Raw genomic sequence first — 21094 nt, 5'->3', positions numbered from 1 at the left:
TCAGGCCGCCAGCCGGATAGCGATGACAGGCGCCGGTGGTTTTTCTTTCGCGATCAGTCCGTCTATCAGGCGGCGTGCCCACATCGAGCCGGCATCGATGTTGAGGTTGTAGAACTGGTGGTCCGGATGTTCGTCGATGGCGATCTGCTGAGCCTCCAGCACATGTTCGTCCTCGCGGAAGATGCCGGCAACGCCCTCGCGCAGCTGGTGCGTCAGGCGCTGTTCACCCAGGCAGTAATTGCGTGCGAAAGCCCAGAAGTAGTGGCAGCTGCCGTCTGTTTCCGGCGTCACCGTGTTCAGCACAAAACCATTGACCCCCTTGCTGCGGTCGCCTGGCTGGCCGCCCTTCGGTGGCGCGCCTGATCCGGCTTCGGCCACGCCGACGTCGATGTTCACAGTGCAGGGCGCTTCGAATTTAATGATCTGCCAGCGGTCCACCTTGCCCCTGTAGTCGCGCGCATGCTCAATCTGCCCGGCCCAGAACGGCGGTGCGTCGATGTTTTCCATCCAGCGCGTGACGGTGGCCGTACGGTCGCCATGCGTGGCTACGAAGGGTGCCTCGGCCACGGCGCGCTGGCCGATGCTGGAGCCGTGCACAAAGGTTTCGTGGGTCAGGTCCATCAGGTTGTCGACGACCAGGCGGTAGTCGCACTTCACGGTGATCAGCTTGCCGTCGCCGGCCCAGTCTGCGTCGTCGTTCCAGTGCATGTCGGGCACCAGCGCCGGGTCGGCCTTGGCCGGGTCGCCGGGCCAGATCCAGACAAAGCGGTGCTTTTCCAGCACTGGAAAGGCACGCACACAGGCCGAGGGGTTCAGCGTTTCCTGGCTGGGCATGTGGGTGCAGCGGCCCTGGGCGTTGTAGACCAGCCCGTGGTAACCACAGGTCACCTCGTCGCCGTTCAGCGTGCCCATGGACAGCGGTAGCAGCCGGTGCCAGCAGGCATCTTCCAGTACGGCGACCTGGCCGTCGGTGCGGCGGAACATCACCACCTTCTGTTTGCAAATCGTGCGCGCCAGCAGCGTGCGGCCCACCTCCACGTCATAAGCGGCGGCATACCAGGCGTTCAGGGGAAAAGTCGATTTCTGGGCATTCATGGATACTCAATGTATACATAAATTGCCAAAAAGCCAAGAAAAATGGGGAAATTCAGGGTAAATACGGGGCTTATGTATTCAATGAGGGGTGACTTTGCTGGAATACCATGGGGGTTTGTGCCTGCAACCGATGGAGACTTTCCCATGACCGCCAAGCTACCCGCCCGTTATGACCATGTCGGCAGCTTTCTGCGCCCGCAGTACCTGCTGGAAGCCCGCGAGCAAAAAGCCAAGGGCCAGATCACGCCCGAACAACTGCGCAAGGTTGAAGATCAGGCCATCACCGAGATCGTGAAGTTCCAGGAAGACGTGGGCCTCAAAAGCATCACCGACGGAGAATTCCGCCGCACCTACTTCCACATCGACTTCCTGGAGCAGATCGGCGGCGTGAAGACCGACATCCCGGTCACCATCCAGCGGCCCGACGGCAGCATGGAACTGGCGCCGCCGGTGATGCGCGTGATTGACAAGGTGCGCCACGTCAAGGACATCCAGCTCGCCGACTTCCAGTACCTCAAGAGCCAGGTCAGCACGGGCAACACGCCCAAGGTCACCATCCCCTCGCCCACCATGCTGCACTTTCGCGGCGGCCGCGCCGGCATCAGCAAAGAGGCCTATCCCGAACTCGATCCGGCTTTCTACGACGACGTGGCAAAAGCCTATGGCGACGAGTTGCGCAGCCTGGCCGCGGCCGGTTGCACCTATGTGCAGATGGACGACACCAACCTGGCCTACCTGTGCGACGAAAAAATGCGTGAGGCGGCGCGCCAGCGCGGCGACGACCCCAACGAGCTGCCGCACCGCTACGCCAAATTCATCAACAAGGTGGTCGCGCAAAAGCCCGCCGGCATGACGCTGGCCATGCACTTGTGCCGCGGCAACTTCAAGAGCACCCACGCCGCGGCCGGCAACTACGAGCCGGTGGCCGAGGCGCTGCTCAAGGAGATGGACCTGGATGCCTATTTCCTCGAGTACGACGACAGCCGCAGCGGCGACTTCAAACCCCTGCGCTACCTGCCCAAGGGCAAGACAGTGGTGCTGGGCCTGGTCACCACCAAGTTCGGCGAAATGGAAAGCAAGGATGACCTGAAACGCCGCATTGAAGACGCCGCGAAATACGCGCCGCTGGAGCAACTCGCACTGTCACCGCAGTGCGGCTTCAGCAGCACCGTGCACGGTAACAACATCGCCGTGGAAGCGCAACGCAACAAGCTGCGCCTGGTGGTCGAAACCGCACGCGAGGTGTGGGGCACAGCTTGAGCTGACCCCGGGACTGGCGCACGTCATCCTCCCCTTTTCGTGTCTTTAGCGAGGGGGCCTGGCTGACTTCAGCCTGTTTTTTTGGGGGCCGTTAACCGGCGCCTTCTGCTGCGTCGGTAGTTTCGCTGTGGCTTGATGGCTCCCGGTTGGCGGCGATCCCGTGGGCAATCCCGGTCAACGGGTCGGCGCCACGATTGAGCATCAAAACGGCTCACCATCCCCACTGGACGCGCGCAAGCAGCTCTCAAAAAGATAGCAAGCATGGCCTGGGCATGCCGCCCTCAGGCTTCTGGCGCAGCCCTCGCCAGTACTGGCGCTGCCGGCCGGCACGTACCCCATAAGTGCCGCCCCCTCTTCCTTGCCTCCTCTTCTTATCCCTATTGACCGGCGCTCCTTCATGCGGACGACGACCACTTCTGTCTGCCTGTCGGTGGGAATAATGCTATGAACATTTACTTACATTTAACCAAGAACCATCAGCGCGCCGGCTTATTTTTCCAAGATCTTTAAATAACCGTGCAAAAACAAACACTTACAGCGAAAATAGGAGGTGTTTTAACAAAAAATATTGGACAGCTTAAGAGCAAAGCGCTACAACCGATAAAACATTTTGTTTCACTTGTACACCGAAAGGGTCGCTTCTTGAGCAGTTCAGTCTTTCTGGCATCCAGGCTTGTCGCCTGGGGGGTTCTGGGTGTTTGCATCGCCCTGGACGTCCCTGCGCTGGCGCAGGCCCGGGTGGACGTGCGGCCCGATGCCGGAACGCTGCTGGAGCCGCAAGGTTCGTTGCCGTTGCTGCCCTTGCGCAGCGGGCCACTGCCCGAACTGACACCGCCCCGGGTTGCGGAGCCAGCGGCCGGAACTGCGCGCATTACGCCAGCGGCGTTCAGTTTTTCCGGCAACAGCGTTTTCTCCAATGAAGCACTTGCGGCTTTGCTGTCTAGCCGGCTCCACCGGCCCACGGATCTGGCCGGCCTCACAGATGCCGCCAATGCCATCAGCGCGCTATACCGGCAGAACGGCTATCTGCTCACGCAGGCCTACCTGCCCGAGCAGGCGTTTCCCGCGGAAGGCGGGACTGTCGCCATCACCATCATTGAAGCGCGGGTCGGCCGTGTCTCTGTGCGGGTCGAAGGCGCTGGCATCTCAAAGGCGTTCGCGGAAGAACTGGTGGGCAGCCAGCTGCGGTCCGGTGACGCCGTTACCGAATACGCACTCGACAAGCCCGTGTTGCTGTTGCGCGACCTGGCGGGATATGACGCCGGCGCTACGGTCGAGCCTGGAGATCGCCTGGGCCTGGCGGATGTCCTGATCACCGTGCAGGGCAAAGGGCCGCGCGCCGACGGCTCGGTCAGCGCAGACAACCATGGCGCGCGCGCCGCTGGTGCCGCGCGTGTCACGTTAAGTGCCAATCTCAACAACCTGCTGGGGCGCGGTGACGTGCTGGCCTTGAGCACCCAGCAAAGCGACCAGGCTGGCTCGACCCTGTACCGCGCCGGCTACACCGTGCCGGTCGGCGCTTACGGCACGCGGGTGGGCGTCAGCGCGGCGCGCTTGGATTACGCGCTGGGCAAGCAATTCGAGCCGCTGGGAGCCAGCGGCCGGGCCGACATTCTCGGCCTCAACCTGTCCCACCCCCTGCTGCGCGGGCGCGCCAGCAATTTGTACGGCCTCGTCAGTGCGGAGCAAAAAAAACTCGTCGACGAAACGCGCACACCCGCACTCAAAAGCGAGCGCGACATTGCCGCGCTCAGGCTGGGGCTGGCGGGTAACTTCATCGACGAACTGGCAGGCGGCAGCAGCCTGAACAACTATGCCGTGAACGCCACCTTCGGCCGCCTCACCTTGAATGCGGCCGATCAGGCGCTTGACGATGGCCTCGGCGGCTTGCGCACTGCGGGCGGTTTCAGCAAGCTGAACCTGGAATTCCAGCGCTCCCAGTTTTTTGACGCCGCTTACAGCTTTCACGTCGCGGCACAAGCCCAGCTGGCGTCGAAAAACCTCAGCTCGGCCGAAAAAATGGTCCTGGGCGGGCCCAATGGCGTGCGCGGCTACCCAGTGGGCGAAGGCGTCGGCGACGCCGGTTTCCTGTTGAACCTGGAGTCGCGTTACCAGCTCGCGCCGACGGTCTGGGGTGAGCCTTTGACCCTGCTGGCTTTCTATGACCATGGGCGCGTTCGCTTCAACCAGAACGGCCCCACTGTGCCTGGCAATGCCAACACGCTGAGCCTCGGTTCCGTCGGTGTGGGCGCCACGCTGGGCCAGCCAGGCAAATTCCTGGTCAAGACCTACCTGGCCTGGCGCACGACGACGGCGCTGCCGTCCACCGGCGACCCGGACCGTGCGCCGCGCGCCTGGCTGTCGGTCCAAACCTGGTTCTAGCCCGGCCCAACCCCTGCTCTGCATACCCATCATGACCGCCCCAACTTCTTCCGCCCGCGCCGCCTATCGCCCCTGGTCTGTGCGCACGGTGGTGGTCCGCCTGTCGCGCAAGCTCTCAGCCACCTACCGCATCCGCAGCGACCGCAGGCTGTCGCGCCTGCTTGCGACACTGCTGGCGGCTGTCTCGCCCTGGGCCGCCGCCTTGCCTGAAGGCGCGCAGGTGGTGGCAGGCCAGGCCAGCGTCAGCACGCCGTCGGCCAACGCCATGGTGGTCAACCAGACCAGCGACAAGGCGGTGCTGAACTGGCAAAGCTTCAACATCGGCGTGGGCCAATCGATGCAGTTCGTGCAGCCCGGCGCTTCGTCCGTCGCGCTGAACCGCGTCATCGGTAACGGCGCCTCGTCCATCTTCGGCTCACTGAGCGCCAACGGCCAGGTCTTCCTGATCAATCCGTCCGGCGTGATGTTCGCCCCGGGGGCGCAGGTCAATGTGGGTGGGCTCGTCGCCTCCAGTCTCGACATCGGCAACGGCGACTTCATGGCTGGCCGCTACAGCTTCAGCGGCAGCGGCTCTGGCCCGGTGGACAACCACGGCAGCATCAACGTCGCGCGCGGCGGCTACGTGCTGCTGGCCGCGCCCCAGGTCAGCAATACCGGCGCCATCAGCGCAGACGCTGGCTCGGTTGGCCTGCTGGCAGGCTCCCGCGTGTCGGTCGACACTTCGGGCACAGGCCTGGTGCGCTTCTCGGTGGACGCCGCGGCTGCGCAGGCCGCGATCACCAACAGCGGCAGTATCACGGCCACGGGCGGCCAGGTCGCCGTGCTGGCCAGCGCCATGGGCGACGCGTTGGCTACCGTCATCAACCAGTCCGGCGTGATACGTGCCAACTCGGCGGTGGAGCGCAACGGCACGATTGTGCTGAGCGGCGGTGGCACTGGTGTGGTTCATGTGACCGGCGAGCTGAGTGCCGCAGGTGTTGAACACGGACAAACCGGTGGCACCGTCAAGGTGCTGGGCGACAAGGTGGGCCTGGCAGGCAACGCCCTCATCGACGTTTCGGGAGAGGCGGGCGGAGGCACGGTCCTGGTCGGCGGCAATTACCAGGGCCGGGGCCCTGAGCAAAATGCGACAGCCACTTTTGTGGGCGAGCAGGTACGGATTGACGCGAGCGCCCACCGCAGCGGCGACGGTGGCAAGGTGGTGGTGTGGGCCGACGACACCACCCGGTTCGGCGGCAACATTACCGCCCATGCCGGCAGCGAGTCGGGCAACGGCGGCCTGGCCGAAGTGTCGGGCAAGCAATACCTCGACTACCGCGGCTTTACCGACCTGACTGCCGCCAATGGAAGCACCGGCACGCTGCTGCTGGATCCCTCCAACATCACGATCTCGACGGGGGCCAACTCTGGCGGGCTGGGTGCGGGCCCGACATTCGAGAACGGCGCTGGCGCAGCCATCCTGAACGTCACCACTCTGCTCGGCCAGCTTGCAGGTGCCAATGTGATTGTCAACACCTCGCCGGGCACAGGCGGCGCGGGCAACATCACGGTAAACAACGCCATTGCCTATACCGGTGGCGCCGACCGTTCATTGACGCTCAATGCCGACGGGAACATCGCGATCAACGCGGCCATCACTTCGTCGGCCGCATCGTTGTCGACCAACCTGAACGCCGTGGGCACCACCACGTTCGGCGCTGCGGGGTCGCTGTCTACTTTTGGCGGCGACGTCGCCATCGCGGGCACTACCAAGGCGCTTCGCAATATTACGACGACGGGCGGCACAGGCACTGGCAACCTGAGCATTACCGGAACTGGCGCCGTGTCGCAGACCTCCGGCGCGCTTGTAATCAAAGGGGCTACTTCCGTCACGGCAGGCGCGGCCAACAACGTCACGCTGGCTTCGACCACCAATGATTTCCAGGGCGGGCTGTCGGTCGTTTCAGGAAACCTTGTTTCGCTGCGTGATGCCAATGCGCTGGCGCTGGGTGCTTCCAACGTCAGCGGAACCTTGACTGTCGTCACTGCCGGCGCCTTGACGCAAAGCGGCGCACTGAACGTGACCGGTGCCACTACGCTTACGGCAGGAGCCGCTAACGACATCACTCTGGACAACGCAGCCAACAATTTCGCGGGAGCGGTTTCGACCGTCAGCGGCCGCAATGTCGTGCTGACCGACGCCAACGCGTTGGCGCTGGGCGCGTCCAACGTCTCGGGCACGCTGGGCGTCAATGCCGCCGGTGCCATCACGCAGACTGGCACGCTGCTCGTGACTGGCACCACCACGCTGGCGGCCGGCACCGCCAACAACATCACGCTGAACACGGCCACCAACAACTTCACCGGCACCGTGTCGGTCGTCTCTGGCAACAACATCTCGCTGCGCGATGCCAATGCCCTGGACTTGGGCGCTTCCACGGTCAGCGGCACCTTGGGTGTAACCACGAACGGCGCCCTAACTCAGAGCGGCGCACTCGCCGTGACCGGTGCCACCACCCTGGTGGCTGGCGCGGCCAACAACATCACGCTAAACAACGCCGGCAATGACTTCACCGGCGCTGTGGCTGTGACCTCGGGGCTGAACGCCAGCCTGGTCGATGCCAACGCGCTGACGCTGGGAGCCTCGACAGTTTCTGGCACGCTGGGTGTCAGCACTTCAGGCGCCATCACGCAGAGCGGCGCCTTGACCGTCACAGGCGCCACCACGCTGGCGGCCGGCGCGGCCAACAACATCACACTGGCCACGGCAACCAACAACTTCATCGGCGCCGTGTCGGTCGCCTCTGGCAACAATGTCTCGCTGCGCGACGCCAATGCGCTTGCGCTGGGCGCTTCCGGCGTCAGTGGAGCCTTGACTGTCGTCACCAACGGCGCCTTGACGCAGACCGGCGCTCTCACCGTGAGCGGTGCAACCACCCTCACGGCTGGTACGAACAGCATCACGTTGACCAACGCAGGCAATGACTTCATGGGCGCTGTTTCAGTGGCATCGGCATCCAGCGTCAGCCTGACCGATGCCAATGCACTGGTGCTGGGCACATCGGCTGTGACCGGGACACTGGGCGTGAACACCAGTGGCGCCATCACGCAAAGCGGTGCATTGACTGTAGGCGGCGTCGCCACGCTGTTTGCGGGCGCTGCCAACGACATCACACTGACCACGGCGACCAACAACTTTGCCAACGTGGCCGTGACCAGCGGAAACAATGTCTCGCTCAGCGACAGCAACGGAATCGCCTTGGGCACATCGACGGTAGCCTCCAGTCTTACCGTGAAAGCCGGGGGCGCTGTCACCCAGACGGGCGCACTGGTTGCACCCGCGCTGAACGTGTCGACTTACAGCACGGCTGGCTCGGCCATCACTTTGACTAACGCCGGCAACGATGCCGCCACCGTCAATCTGCAAGTTGCAACTGGCACGATCGCAGCGCCTGGGACGGCGAACGCGAACGCCGCGATTCTTTACACCGACACCAATGCTGTTTCGATAGCCGGTATCAACAGCGGCACGGGCGGTACAGCAGGCGCGGTGACGCTGCTGGCCGGCGACGCCATCACACAGACCGGCGCCATCAAGGCCAGTACTCTGACTGCAAGCACGGCCAATGCCGCCGGTGCCACTATCACGTTGACCCATGCCGGCAATGACGTGACCACTGTCAACCTGCAATCGCGTACCGGTACGGTGGCGGCCGTTGGTGCGGCCAACGCGGGCGCGGCTATCCAGTACACAGATGCCAATGGATTCGGCACTTCGGGCATCAACAACACCGGCACAGGCGCAGGCGGCGACGTCACGCTGGTGGCTGGCGGCGCCATCACGCAGACCGGCGCAATCAAGGCGGGCGTGCTGTCCGCCAAAACGCTGAACAACACACCGGCAGCCATCACGCTGACCAACACCGGAAATGATGCGGCCAGCATCGTCTTGCAAACGCGAAATGCGGCAGATACCGACCGCACCGCCGCGGCCATCGCCTACACCGATGCCAATGCAGTGGTGATCGGCGGCATCAACGCGGGCAGTGGCAGTGCGGCAACAGGCAGCCTCGCGCTTATGGCCACCGGCGCCGTCACGCAGACCGGCGCCATCATCGCAAGCGGCAACACCACCTTCGCTGCGGGCGCGGCCAACAACATCACGCTGGACAACGCGGGTAACGACTTCACCGGTACCGTCTCCGTGACCTCAGGGCTGAACGTCGCGCTGACCGACGCTAACGCGCTGACGCTGGGCGCCTCGACGGTTTCCGGCACGCTGAACCTGAACAGTTCCGGCGCCATCACGCAGACCGGCACACTCGCGGTTACGGGCGCTGCCACGCTGGCCGCGGGTGCGGCCAACAACATCACGCTGGTCACCACGACCAACGACTTCGCGGGCACCGTGTCTATCGTTTCCGGTAACAACGTTTCGTTGCGCGACACCAATAGCCTGGCATTGGGCGGCTCGACGGTGGGCGGTAACCTTGTCGTTACCACGAACGGCGCCTTGACTCAAAACGGCGCGCTTGGTGTGGGCGGCGCCACCACCCTCACGGCCGGCGCGCTCAACAGCATCACGCTGAACAATGCGGGCAATGATTTCACCGGTGCTGTGGCCGTGACCTCGGGGCTGAACGTCAGTCTGGCCGACGCCAACGCACTGGTGCTGGGCGCATCGACGGTGTCCGGCACGCTGGGTGTCAGCACTTCCGGCGCCATCACGCAAACCGGCACATTGGCCGTGGCAGGCGCCACCACACTTGCTGCGGGCGTGGCCAACGACATCACGCTGAACACGGCAACCAACAACTTCACAGGCGCGGTTTCGGTCGTCTCCGGCAACAACGTCTCGCTGCGCGACACCAATGCCCTGGCATTGGGCAGCTCAACGGTGGGCGGAACCCTGGTCGTCACCACAAATGGCGCATTGACCCAAAGCGGTGCCGTCACCGTGGCCGGTGCGACCACCCTCGCAGCAGGCGCGGCCAACAGCATCACCCTGAACAACACGGGCAACGACTTTGCCGGCGCGGTGTCGGTGACCTCTGGGCTGAACGTCGCCCTTGTAGACGCTAACGCGCTGGCGCTGGGCGCCTCCACCGTTTCGGGCACGCTGGGCATCAACACTTCCGGTACGATCACCCAGACCGGCGCAGTGACGGTGACCGGTGCCATGACGCTGGCAGCAGGGGCGGCCAACGACATCACGCTGACCACCGCGACCAACAATTTCGCCGCCGTTGCTGTGGCCAGCGGCAACAACGTTGCGCTCAGCGACGCCAGCGGCATTGTGCTGGAGGCATCGACGGTAGCCTCCAGCCTTACCGTGAAAGCCGGGGGCGCTGTCACCCAGACTGGCGCGTTGGTGGTTCCTTCTCTGAATGTGGCGACTTATAGCGCAGCGGGCTCAGCCATCACCTTGACCAACGCCGGCAACGATGCCGCCACCGTCAATCTGCAAGTTGCAACTGGCACGGTCGCAGCGCCTGGGACGGCGAACGCGAACGCCGCGATCCTCTACACCGACACCAATGCTGTTTCGGTAGCCGGCATCAACAGCGGCACGGGCGGCACAGCAGGCGCGGTGACGCTGGTGGCGGGTGACGCCATCACGCAGACCGGTGCCATCATGGCCAGTACCTTGACCGCAACGACCCGCAACAATGCCGGCGCGGCCATCACGCTCAACCACACCGCCAACAACGCCGCCACCCTCAACCTGCAGGTACGGGATGCCGCCGGTAGCGCCAATAGTGCCGCAGCCATCCAGTACACGGACATCAATGGCGTGAGCATTTCCGGCATCAACAACGGCACCGGCGCTGGGGGGAACGTCACGCTCGTGGCCGGAGGCGCCATCGCGCAAACCGGTGCGATCAAGGCGGACGTGCTGTCGGCCAAGACACTCAACAACACGCCAGCGGCCATTACCCTGACCAACGCTGGAAATGATGCAGCCAGCATCGTTTTGCAAACCCGTAATGCGGCGGACGCGGATCGCACGGCGGCGGCCATCGCCTACACCGATGCCAATGCAGTGGTGATTGGCGGCATCAACGCGGGCGGCGGCGCCGCTGCAACAGGCAGCCTCGCGCTCGTGGCTGCCGGCGCTGTCACGCAGACCGGCGCCGTCGTCGCGGGCGGCACGACCAGCATCACTGCCGGCGCAGCCAACAACGTGACGCTGGACAACGCGGCCAACGACTTCACCGGCGCCTTGACCCTTGTCTCGGGCAACAACGTCAGCATCAAGGATGCCAACGCGCTGCAACTGGGTGCGGCCACCGCGGCCACCAGCCTGACTTTGGCGGCCGGCGGTGCCATCACCCAGACGGGCGCGATCACCACACCCACATTGATCGCTAAGACGCTGTCCGCGGGTACGGCGAACATCACGCTCAGCAATGCCGCCAACCAAGTGAACACGGTCGATTTGCGCGCTCGTAACCTCACCGATACCGCGAACGCGAATGGTGCGATCTCCTACCGGGACGCCACCGGCTTTGATGTTGCAGCGATCAACACCACGGGCGCGCTGAGCCTGCAGTCCAACGGCAACATCACGCAATCGGGAGCTATAGCGGCTGCTTCACTGACGGTGGCCGGTACGGGCGCCGGTTCGCTGAACCTAGGCACCCAGGCCAACAGCATCGTCATCCTCAACGCCATCACGGCGGCGGGCGGCTTCACGCTCAATAACGACAACAACGCCGTGACGGTGGCAGGCGCCCTCAACACCACCAATAGCGCTGTCTCCATCGACACCGGCACGGGCGCCTACACCCAGAACAACTTCGATGTGACGGCCGGCAGCGGCCCCATCAGCATCACGGCAGATACCGTCAACATCACCGCGAATACCGGTAACAACGCCTTGACCACCAGCGGCGTGCTGACACTCAAAGCCAAAACTGCGAGTCGCACCATGTCGCTGTCAGGCGCGGCCGGGTTTGACCTCACCGCTGCAGAGCTCACCGCCATTGCCACCGGTGCCACCGGCCCCATCGTCATCGGCGATGCCGCCAGCACCGGTGCCATGACCATTGGCGGCCCGGTCAACCTGGCCTTAAAGACGCTTACGCTCAATGCCGGTTCCATCAACGATGTGGGCGTGCAAACCATCACCGCGCAGAACGTCACCCTCAACGCCAACGGTCAGATCGGCGCCAACGCCGGCAATGGCATCGATGTGGCGGCCACCAATCTGAGCGTCAACACCACCGGCAATGCCAATGCTTTCGTGCGAAGCACTGGTGCCATCAACCTGGGTGTAGGCGGCTTGGGATCGAACGTCGGCACCGGCACGCTTAGCCTGACTGCGACTGGTGCGGTCAGCCAGACCGCAGCCATCACGGCGTCAGGGCTTGCGTTGACGGGCGTGGGGGGTGCCTACACGCTGGGCCATTCGGGCAATGCCGTCACCACGCTCGCCGCCAGCACCGGCAGCGTGGACTACAGGCAGGCCGGCGCACTGGTTGTGGGCACGGTCGGCGCGACAGCAGGCGTAACGGCCACCGGCGCGGTCAAAATAGAAACCACCGGCGCGACGTCAAATCTCACGTTGAACAATGCCGTGAATTCTTCCGCCACCGGCGACGCCGTGATCCTCAAGGCCGGCAGCGCCAATGCGGCCGGCGTCAGCACGGGCGGCCAGCTCGTCAACAATGTGGGCGCGGGCGGCATCGTGGCCGCATCCGGCCGCTACCTGGTCTACAGCGGCGACCCCGGCACCACGCTTGAGGGCGTTGCCGGCTACAGCAAGCGCTACAACAGCGACGCCAGCTATGTCCCGGCCGGCAGCGCAAATACTTTCCTCTACCGCGTCGCGCCGACCTTGACGGTCACGGCCGACAACAAGACCAAGGTGTATGGCGACACCAATCCCCTGCTGACCGGGGTGGTAAGCGGGCTGATCGACGGTGACACGATCGCCGGCCTGGGTGTGAACTACACCACCACAGCCGTTGACCGGACGGCCGTGGCGGCCGGACCGGTGGCCATCACTGCCGGCGTGGGCACCAACAGCGAAAACTACACCCTGGCCTTGACCAATGGCGCGCTGACCATCACGCAGCGCGCGTTGACGGTCGGCGCCACCGGCCAGAACCGTGTCTATGACGGCGGCGTTGCTGCCACCGTCACGCTGACCGACAACCGCCTCAGCGGCGATGTGCTGACCGCCACGAATACCACCGCGAGCTTTATCGACAAGAACGTCGGCACCGGCAAGACCGTGAACGTCAGCGGCATTGCCCTCACCGGCGCCGATGCGGGCAACTACAGCGCCAACACCACGGCAGCCACCACTGCCAACATCACGCAGCGCGCGCTCACGGTCGGCGCCACCGGCCAGAACCGTGTGTATGACGGTGGAACCGTTGCCACCGTAACGCTTGCCGACAACCGGATCGCCGGCGATGTGCTCACGGCCACCAACACGGCTGCCAGCTTTGGCGACAAGAATGTGGGTACCGGCAAGGCGGTGAACGTCAGCGGCATAGCCGTCACCGGCACCGACGCCGGGAACTACACGTACAACACCACGGCCGCCACCACGGCCGACATCACGCAGCGAGCCCTCACGGTCAGCGCCACAGGCCAAAACCGTGTCTATGACGGCGGAACCGCCGCCACCGTGACGCTTGCCGACAACCGTGTTGCCGGCGACGTGCTCGCCACAACCAACACGGCTGCCAGCTTTGGCGACAAGAATGTGGGTACCGGCAAGGCGGTGAACGTCAGCGGCATAGCCGTCACCGGCACCGACGCCGGAAACTACACGTTCAACACCACGGCCGCCACCACCGCCAACATCACGCAACGCGCCTTGACGGTGGGTGCCGCGGCCCAAAACAAGGTGTACGACGGCGGCACTGCCGCAACCGTGACACTGGCCGACAACCGGGTTGCCGGCGATGTACTCGCGGCCAGCAACACCTCGGCCAGCTTTGTCGACAAGAATGCGGGCGTGGGTAAAACCGTCAACGTCGGCGGCATTGCCATCACCGGCACCGATGCTGTCAACTACAGCGTCAACAGCACGGCCGCCACCACGGCCAGTATCACGCCGGCTTCGATTGCGAATGTCAGCGGCATCACCGCCGCGAACAAGGTGCAGGACGGCACCACATCGGCCACGCTGGCAACGGGCGGTGCGGCATTTACCGGCCGGATAGGCGCGGACGTTCTCACCGTGGGTGCGGCCACCGGCAACTTTGATTCGCCTGCCGTCGGCAATGGCAGGCCTGTCAGCATTACCGGCATCACCCTGTCAGGGGCCGACGCCGGCAATTACACCTTGCAGAATGCGACGGCCGCCACGACAGCCAATATCACGCCGGCGCCGGCCAATACCGCGGAGCGTACCGGTGACGCGCGCATTGTGAACGGTACGGCGCTGCCAGTCCTGGAAGGCGATGAGCGCCGTCAGCAGTCCCTGCGCGCCGCTGGTGTCAAGGATGCCCAAGGCGGCGTTGCGGCCGATGTGCCGACTTTCCGCCTGGCAGGGTTCCCTGATCCGCGCAGTGCCGGGCTGGTACTGCAGGACTGCGCGGAGCAGGGCCGTGGGCTGAACTGCACTGGAGGCGGTCAGGGCCAGTAAATAACGCAAAAACGTCGTTATCGGCGGGTATCATGTGGCCGACAACCACTCAAGGGAGCGCGCTATGGCCTTAATGGATTTCATCAAGAAACAGTTCATTGACATCATCCAGTGGACCGAGGACGACGACGGCACACTGGCCTGGCGTTTTCCGATGGCCGACATGGAGATCCAGTACGGCGCCTCGCTCACCGTGCGCGAATCGCAAATGGCGGTCTTCGTCAACGAGGGCAAGATTGCTGATGTGTTCGGTCCCGGCATGTACAAGCTGACGACGCAGACCATTCCGGTGCTGACCTACCTCAAGAACTGGGACAAGCTGTTCGAGTCTCCCTTCAAGAGCGACGTCTACTTCTTCAGCACCCGCCAGCAGATCGACCAGAAGTGGGGTACACCCCAGCCCATCACCATTCGCGACAAGGACTTCGGTGCTGTCCGGCTGCGCGCTTTTGGCAACTACAACTTCCGTGTTGCTGACCCCAAGCTTTTTCACACCGAAATTTCAGGCACGCGCGACCGCTACACCACGGCCGACCTTGACGGGCAGCTGCGCGGCCTGGTGCTGCAGAACATTTCCGCCGCCATTGCAGCCAGCGACATTGCCTTCCTCGACCTGGCTGCAAACCAGCTCGTGTTTGCGCAGGCGCTGGCGGCACAGCTCGTGCCCGAATTTGCCAAGATAGGCCTGAAGCTCGAGGGCATGACGGTGCAGAACCTCTCGCTGCCCGAAGAGCTGCAAAAAATCCTCGACCAGAAAATCGGCATGGGCATGGTCGGCAACGACATGGGCAAGTTCATGCAGTACCAGACGGCGCAGGCCATCCCCAAGTTCGCTGAAGGCGGCGGGGGCGGCAGCGGTATTGCCGGTGACGCCATGGGCCTGGGTGCCGGTGTGGCGCTGGGCCAGGTGCTGGCGCAAAACCTGCAGCAGGGCCTGCAGGGTGGCACAGCCCAGGCGGCTTCGGCCGCCGCCGCCGCGGCGGTCAAGCCGGACGATGTCATGGCCACGCTCGAGAAGCTGGGAGAACTCAAGGCCAAGGGCATCCTCACACAGGAAGAGTTCGACGCCAAGAAGGCCGAGCTGCTCAAGAAACTGGTCTGAGAATGTGGCCCCCACGCTCCCCCACTTCGTGTGGGTCGCTGCCCCCCGAGGGGGCCGTCGCTTGCTCGGGGCGGCCCTTCGCTGCGCGGGCCCTCTGACTGGCGCTGACCTGCTGCCGCTGTGACTGAAATCAACTCGCAACGCGCGTACCGCGCGCCGTGTCCCGGCTGCGGTGCGCCTGTTGAATTCCGCAGCGCGCAGTCCACCCATGCGGTGTGCGGCTATTGCCAGAGCACTGTCGTGCGCGACGGCGACACGCTCTCGCGCATCGGCAAGATGGCCGAACTGTTCAACGACTTCAGCCCGTTGCAACTGCAGGCCTCCGGGGTCTGGCAGGGCCGCAATTTCACGCTGGTCGGCCGGCTGCAATACAAGTACGCCCAGGGCACCTGGACCGAGTGGTATGCCATCCTGGACGATGGCAGCGCGGCCTTCCTGAGCGAGGACAACGGCGCTTATGTGTTCAGCCGGCCCACCAGCCTGCAGCGCGCCGTACCGCCTGCAGAAAACTTTCGCATCGGCGCCACTACAGCGATCAATGCCAAGCCATTCAGCGTGGCCTCCAACGAGAGCGTTGTGCTGCTGTCGGCACAGGGCGAGCTGCCGCGCCTGCCGGCACTGGGCATGCCCTTTGCCGTGGTCGAATTGCGCAGCACGGATGGCGATGTGCTCAGTGTGGACTACGGCACGGCATCCGGTGGCGGCGCGCCGGTGCTGTCGCTGGGCCGTTCGGTGCTGCTTGACGAGTTGAAGCTGGTTGGCCTGAAGGACGAGTCTGCCAAGGAAGAAAGCGGCAGGCAGTTCAGCTGCCCCAACTGCGGAGCGACGGTGGCGGTCACGCTGGCTGCCAGCAAAAGCATCACCTGCAGTTCCTGCAACAGCCTCATCGACCTGAGCCAGGGCACCGGCGCGGCGCTTCAGCATGCGATCCAGGACGAACCGGTTGCTCCGCTGATCGCACTCGGAAGCGCGGGCCAGTTGCTGGGCACGCAATGGCAGGTCGTCGGGTTCCAGCACCGCATGGGGTACGAGCCTGACGACCCGGACGAGCACTTTGGCTGGGTCGAATACCTGCTCTACAACCGCAAGCGCGGCTTTATCTTTCTGGTGGACGCCACCGACGGCTGGAGCCTGGTCAAGCCCCTGACCGGCGCGCCCACCTTCAAGACGGGTGACGACAGCGCCACCTACCTCAAGACCACCTACCGCCTGCAAAGCAGCTACCGCGCCGAGACGACGTATGCTGCCGGCGAGTTCTACTGGCAGGTTCAGCGCGGGCAAAAAACCTTTAACCGCGATTTCGCCAGCGGCAGCGCGCTGCTGTCCCAGGAAGAGGCGCCGAAAGAAATCACCTGGTCCAGCGGCAGCAAGCAGGACGGCGAACTGATCGCCAGGGCTTTCAAGCTTGAAGGCAAAAAAGACCTCTTCAAGCGCACGGACGCCAAACCCCTGAGCAGCGCGTCGGGCATGGGTTGCGGCACCATCGTGGTGGTGGTGCTGCTGATCCTGCTGGTTCTTTTGCTGGTCACACGCTGTTCGCGCTGCGATCCGAATGTCGAGAACTGTTCTTCGTCCAGCAGCTCGCGCAGTTCAGGCGGCTCGTTCGGCGGTTTTTCCGGCGGGGGTGGCCATAAATGAAGCCGGCCCCTTTCTATTCAACCTGGCAGATTTTTTCTGGAGAACATCATGGGACTTGAATGGCTTAAACCCGCCGCTTTCCTCGGCTCGATTTTGTTCGCGCTGATCGGCGTGATCATCTTCTGGCTGAGCTTTGTCATCATTGACAAAATGACGCCGTACGACCTGTGGCTGGAGATTGTCGAGAAGCAGAACGTGGCGCTGGCGCTGGTGGTTGCGGCCATGGCGTTGGGCATCTGCGTAATAGTAGCCGCCGCCATCCACGGCTAGTTCTTTCGGGGCTACTGCGCGGACCGGGGGCGGCGTTGGTCCGGTGCTCCGAATCCTCACGTACTTCAAGTACGTTCCGGTTCGTCCGCTCCGTCCGCCTTGCCCGCGGCCCGCTCGCTACGCCCTGGGCGCCGTCGTTGATCGGCTCGCTGCGCATCGCCTCACTTACGTCCTGCTACCACCTTGTCTGTTTTGAACACTGAATCCTCCCCGCCCACCACACCGCGCCCTCTCGAGGTCGCGCTGCTGGCCAGCGTCTTTGTGGTTGCGGCGTGCGGGTTGGTTTATGAGCTGGCTGCGGGTGCCCTGGCGTCTTATCTGCTGGGCGATTCAGTGCTGCAGTTCTCCACCATCATCGGAAGCTACCTGTTCGCCATGGGCATCGGATCGTGGCTGTCGCGGTTTTTCGAGCGGCAGCTGCCGGCCCATTTTTTGCGCATTGAATTGATGGTGGCGCTGGTGGGCGGTGCGCTGCCGGCCACGCTGTTTCTGGCGAATGCCTATGTGCCCGGCGCTTTCCGTTTCCTGCTGTACGCCATGGTGCTGCTGGTGGGCACGCTGGTGGGGCTGGAGATTCCGTTGGTCATGCGTATCCTGCGGCGCAACGTCAAGCTCAAGGAGCTGGTCTCGCAGGTGCTCACCTTCGACTACCTGGGTGCGCTGGCCGTGTCGCTGGCATTTCCGCTGGTGCTGGTACCGCATCTGGGCCTGATACGCACCGGCCTGCTGTTCGGCCTCATGAACGCGGCTGTCGCGGTGTGGGCGCTGTGGCTGTTCCGCCATGAGCTGCGGCACGTCAAGTCGCATGCCCTGGCTTGCCTGGGGGTCTTGTGCGTGCTGGGTGCCGGCTTTGTGGGTGCGAACCAGATCACCACACTGGCCGAAGACCATTTCTACCAGGACCGTGTGATTTTCACCGCCACCACGCCCTACCAGCGCATCGTGGTCACGAACGGCCGCGGGGGCCACCGCCTGTTCCTCAACGGTAACCTGCAGTTCGCCGAGCGCGACGAATACCGTTATCACGAAGCGCTGGTGCATCCCGTGATGAGCGCGCACGGCGCGCCAAAAAACATCGCGGTATTGGGCGGCGGCGACGGCATGGCGGTGCGCGAAGTCCTTAAATACCCCAGTGTGGAAAGCGTCACGCTGGTAGAGCTGGACCCGGCCATGACGCAGCTCTTTAGCCAGCAGCCCGCCTTGAAGCGCCTGAACGGCGACGCGCTGCTGTCGCCCAAGGTGCACATCGTGAATGCCGACGCCTTCCAGTGGCTGGACAAAAACGCCGGCATGTTCGACATCATCATCGTGGACTTCCCCGATCCGACCAATTTTTCCATCGGCAAGCTCTACACCAACTCGTTTTACGCGCTGCTCGACCAGCACCTTTCGGCCAGCGGTTATGCGGTCATCCAGACCACGTCTCCCCTGGTGGCGCGGCGCAGTTACTGGACGGTGGTGAGCACGCTGGAATCCGTCGGGCTCAAGGCCGCCCCCTATCACGCCAATGTGCCCAGTTTTGGCGAATGGGGTTTTGTGGTCGCCAGCCGGCGGCCTTTCAGCCCCACAACGCAAAGCGGCGCCCTGCCCGCCGGCCTGCGTTTTCTGGACCCGCAGACCCTGCCCTTGCTGTTTGATTTCCCTGTGGACATGGCACGCGTGCCGGCGCCTGTCAACCGGCTTTCCAACCAGGAACTGGTGCACAGCTACGAGCAGGAATGGGGCAAGGTGCTGCATTGAAGCGCCGGGATTTCCTGGCCGCCTCTGCACTCCCTCTGCTGGGCTGCAAGGAGGCCACGCACGTCGAAGGCGGTTTTGTGGGCGCGAACCATGAGCGCGGGCATCTGCTTCGGCCTGACGAAGCCGGCAGGGCGCGTGCCTGGCCGGCCCCTTCCGTCACCCGGCGCACCCGCGTACTGATTGCCGGTGGCGGTGTCGCCGGCCTGGCGGCTGCGCGTGCGCTGCGCCTGCGCGGCATGCAGGACTTCACCTTGCTGGAGCTGGAAGACCAGGCCGGCGGCAACAGCCGCGCGGGCGTGGTCAATGGCGTGCCTTGCCCGCTGGGTGCGCATTACCTGCCGGTGCCCGGGGATGCTGCGCGTGATGTGCAGGATTTGCTCGAAGAACTTTCACTGCGCCGGAGCGTGGCCGGCCGCTGGATGTATGACGAACGCCACCTGTGCCACAGCCCGCAGGAGCGGCTGTTCATCAATGGCCAGTGGCAGGAAGGGCTGCTGCCCCTGCATGATGTGGATGCTGCCGTGCTGGCCGAGTACCGGCGCTTTGCGGTGCTGGTGCAGCAGGCCTCGTCTGCGGCCGCATTCCCGATTCCTGTTGCCGGAGTGCCCCTGGCACCGCAACACCGCGCGCTGGATGCCGTGACGTTCAAGGCATGGCTGGACCAGCAGCAGCTCACCAGCACGCCACTGCGCTGGTACCTCGACTATTGCTGCCGCGACGATTACGGTGCGGGTCTTGATACGGTATCGGCCTGGGCAGGCATCCATTACTTCGCCAGTCGGCATGGCTTTCAGGCGCCCGGCGACGCAGCTTCTGCGGAGCGCGAAGCGGGTGTTCTCACCTGGCCCGAGGGCAATGGCTGGCTCACCCGCCAATTGGCCGCACCACTCGGTGAACGCCTGTACGCCGGCCGGATCGTGGTTCGCGTGGCTGCGGGCCGGCATGGTGTAGAGGTCGATGCCTTCAATGCGGCCACCCAGACCGTCGAGCGCTGGCAGGCTGACCAGTGCATCCTGGCGATGCCGCTGTTTGTGGCGGCGCGTGTGGTGGAAAGCCCGCCGCCCGCATTGCGCGAAGCCGCCGGCCAGCTGCGTCACGCACCCTGGCTGGTCGCCAACCTGCACATCAATGCCGCGCTGCACGACCGGCCCGGTGCCGCACCCAGTTGGGACAACGTCATCTATGGCGGGGATGCATCAGACAGCGCTGCGCAGGCAGGCCTGGGTTACGTCGACGCCATGCACCAGAGCCTGCAAGCCGTGCCCGACGCCACGGTGCTCACCTATTACCGCGCCTTTGGCATTGAACCGGCAGGCCGCAAAGCCTTGTACGAGAAGCCCTGGACGCACTGGCGCGACAGCGTGCTGGCCGAGCTGTCGGTGCCGCATCCTGATTTGCCCGGCAAGGTCACACGCATCGACGTCATGCGCTATGGCCATGCGATGAGCACGCCGGTGCCTGGTGTCAGAAGCAGTGCGGCGCTGCAGGCGCTGCAAAGGCCTTTGCAGGCGTCATGGCAGCGGCTGCATTTTGCGCATGGTGATTTATCGGGGTATTCGGTGTTTGAGGAGGCTTTTACGCAGGGGCATCGGCGGGGGATGGGGTTGGGTTTGGTTTGAGTTTTGTTTTGGCTGGGTTTGTTCCGGCTGTGTGCTTTTTACTGAGTGTTGCTGGCCGGGGGTAGCCCGGCAGCTACTCACTTTTCTTTTGCTTCGCCAAAAGAAAAGTAAGCAAAAGAAAAGGCGACCCTGCTGTCTGCGACCCTCCGCTTCGCTGCGGGCAGCCTGCGGTGCTCGGTCCAGACGGGGTCTCGCTCGAACTCGCTACGTTGCACTTCGCTCAGACAATCGCGATCCCTGATCCGCCTGAACCTGCGCTCCTCGGCGCAGGCAGAAGGGCTAATCGGGAGCGGGGACTGAAGACAAATACCAACTCCAATACCAACAAGGACACGCCATGGCGTGTCCTTGTTTCTTCAGGTGTTCGGGTTCCCGCATTCGGCTGTTGGCTGTTCGGTATTC

The 21094-nt window shown here is 64.0% G+C and carries 9 protein-coding genes and 1 other RNA gene; 9 read left to right on the top strand and 1 reads right to left on the bottom strand.

The genetic code is table 11. The annotated features are described in order from the left end of the window. The gene (locus AC1D11_RS21500) at window positions 1-1095 is read right to left on the bottom strand and encodes an aromatic ring-hydroxylating dioxygenase subunit alpha (RefSeq protein ID WP_477648554.1); all 1095 of its coding nucleotides are present in this window, start codon (window positions 1093-1095) and stop codon (window positions 1-3) included. Window positions 1096-1239: 144 nt separating this feature from the next. On the opposite strand from AC1D11_RS21500, the gene AC1D11_RS21495 reads away from it, so the two are divergent. The 9 genes from AC1D11_RS21495 (at window position 1240) to AC1D11_RS21455 (ending at window position 20692) form a co-directional block, all read left to right on the top strand. After that, window positions 1240-2355, top strand: a complete 1116-nt coding sequence (locus tag AC1D11_RS21495; protein WP_477648555.1) for a 5-methyltetrahydropteroyltriglutamate--homocysteine S-methyltransferase — start codon at window positions 1240-1242, stop codon at window positions 2353-2355. A gap of 642 nt (window positions 2356-2997) precedes the next feature. Then, window positions 2998-4737 (top strand): ShlB/FhaC/HecB family hemolysin secretion/activation protein, encoded by a 1740-nt coding sequence (locus AC1D11_RS21490; RefSeq protein ID WP_477648556.1) that lies wholly within the window; start codon window positions 2998-3000, stop codon window positions 4735-4737. 31 nt (window positions 4738-4768) lie between these two features. Then, a complete protein-coding gene (locus AC1D11_RS21485) occupies window positions 4769-14323 on the top strand; it encodes a YDG domain-containing protein (protein WP_477648557.1) in 9555 nt (3184 codons plus the stop codon). A gap of 64 nt (window positions 14324-14387) precedes the next feature. Beyond that, window positions 14388-15425 (top strand): SPFH domain-containing protein, encoded by a 1038-nt coding sequence (locus AC1D11_RS21480; protein ID WP_477648558.1) that lies wholly within the window; start codon window positions 14388-14390, stop codon window positions 15423-15425. Window positions 15426-15545: 120 nt separating this feature from the next. Next, window positions 15546-17063, top strand: a complete 1518-nt coding sequence (locus AC1D11_RS21475; RefSeq protein ID WP_477648559.1) for a DUF4178 domain-containing protein — start codon at window positions 15546-15548, stop codon at window positions 17061-17063. A 48-nt stretch (window positions 17064-17111) separates the two neighbouring features. Next, window positions 17112-17333, top strand: coding sequence for a DUF350 domain-containing protein (locus AC1D11_RS21470; RefSeq protein ID WP_007871890.1), 222 nt, complete (start codon window positions 17112-17114; stop codon window positions 17331-17333). A gap of 58 nt (window positions 17334-17391) precedes the next feature. Then, window positions 17392-17466: non-coding RNA, sX9 sRNA (locus tag AC1D11_RS21465), on the top strand. A gap of 59 nt (window positions 17467-17525) precedes the next feature. Then, window positions 17526-19073 (top strand): polyamine aminopropyltransferase, encoded by a 1548-nt coding sequence (locus tag AC1D11_RS21460; RefSeq protein ID WP_477648560.1) that lies wholly within the window; start codon window positions 17526-17528, stop codon window positions 19071-19073. Further along, a complete protein-coding gene (locus tag AC1D11_RS21455) occupies window positions 19052-20692 on the top strand; it encodes an FAD-dependent oxidoreductase (RefSeq protein ID WP_477648561.1) in 1641 nt (546 codons plus the stop codon). Before AC1D11_RS21460 ends, AC1D11_RS21455 begins: the two co-directional genes overlap by 22 nt. The last annotated feature ends 402 nt before the right edge of the window (window positions 20693-21094 follow it).

This window comes from Polaromonas sp. P1_E11 (genome assembly GCF_056405995.1).
The sequence above is the reverse complement of the archived record's forward strand: the minus strand, read 5'-3'. Positions and strand labels throughout refer to the sequence as shown.

Coding starts and splice junctions, on each gene's coding strand:
- AC1D11_RS21455 (WP_477648561.1), top strand. CDS start 19,052: ATGGGGCAAGGTGCTGCATTGAAGCGCCGGGATTTCCTGGCCGCCTCT.
- AC1D11_RS21480 (WP_477648558.1), top strand. CDS start 14,388: ATGGCCTTAATGGATTTCATCAAGAAACAGTTCATTGACATCATCCAG.
- AC1D11_RS21495 (WP_477648555.1), top strand. CDS start 1,240: ATGACCGCCAAGCTACCCGCCCGTTATGACCATGTCGGCAGCTTTCTG.
- AC1D11_RS21470 (WP_007871890.1), top strand. CDS start 17,112: ATGGGACTTGAATGGCTTAAACCCGCCGCTTTCCTCGGCTCGATTTTG.
- AC1D11_RS21500 (WP_477648554.1), bottom strand. CDS start 1,095: ATGAATGCCCAGAAATCGACTTTTCCCCTGAACGCCTGGTATGCCGCC.
- AC1D11_RS21485 (WP_477648557.1), top strand. CDS start 4,769: ATGACCGCCCCAACTTCTTCCGCCCGCGCCGCCTATCGCCCCTGGTCT.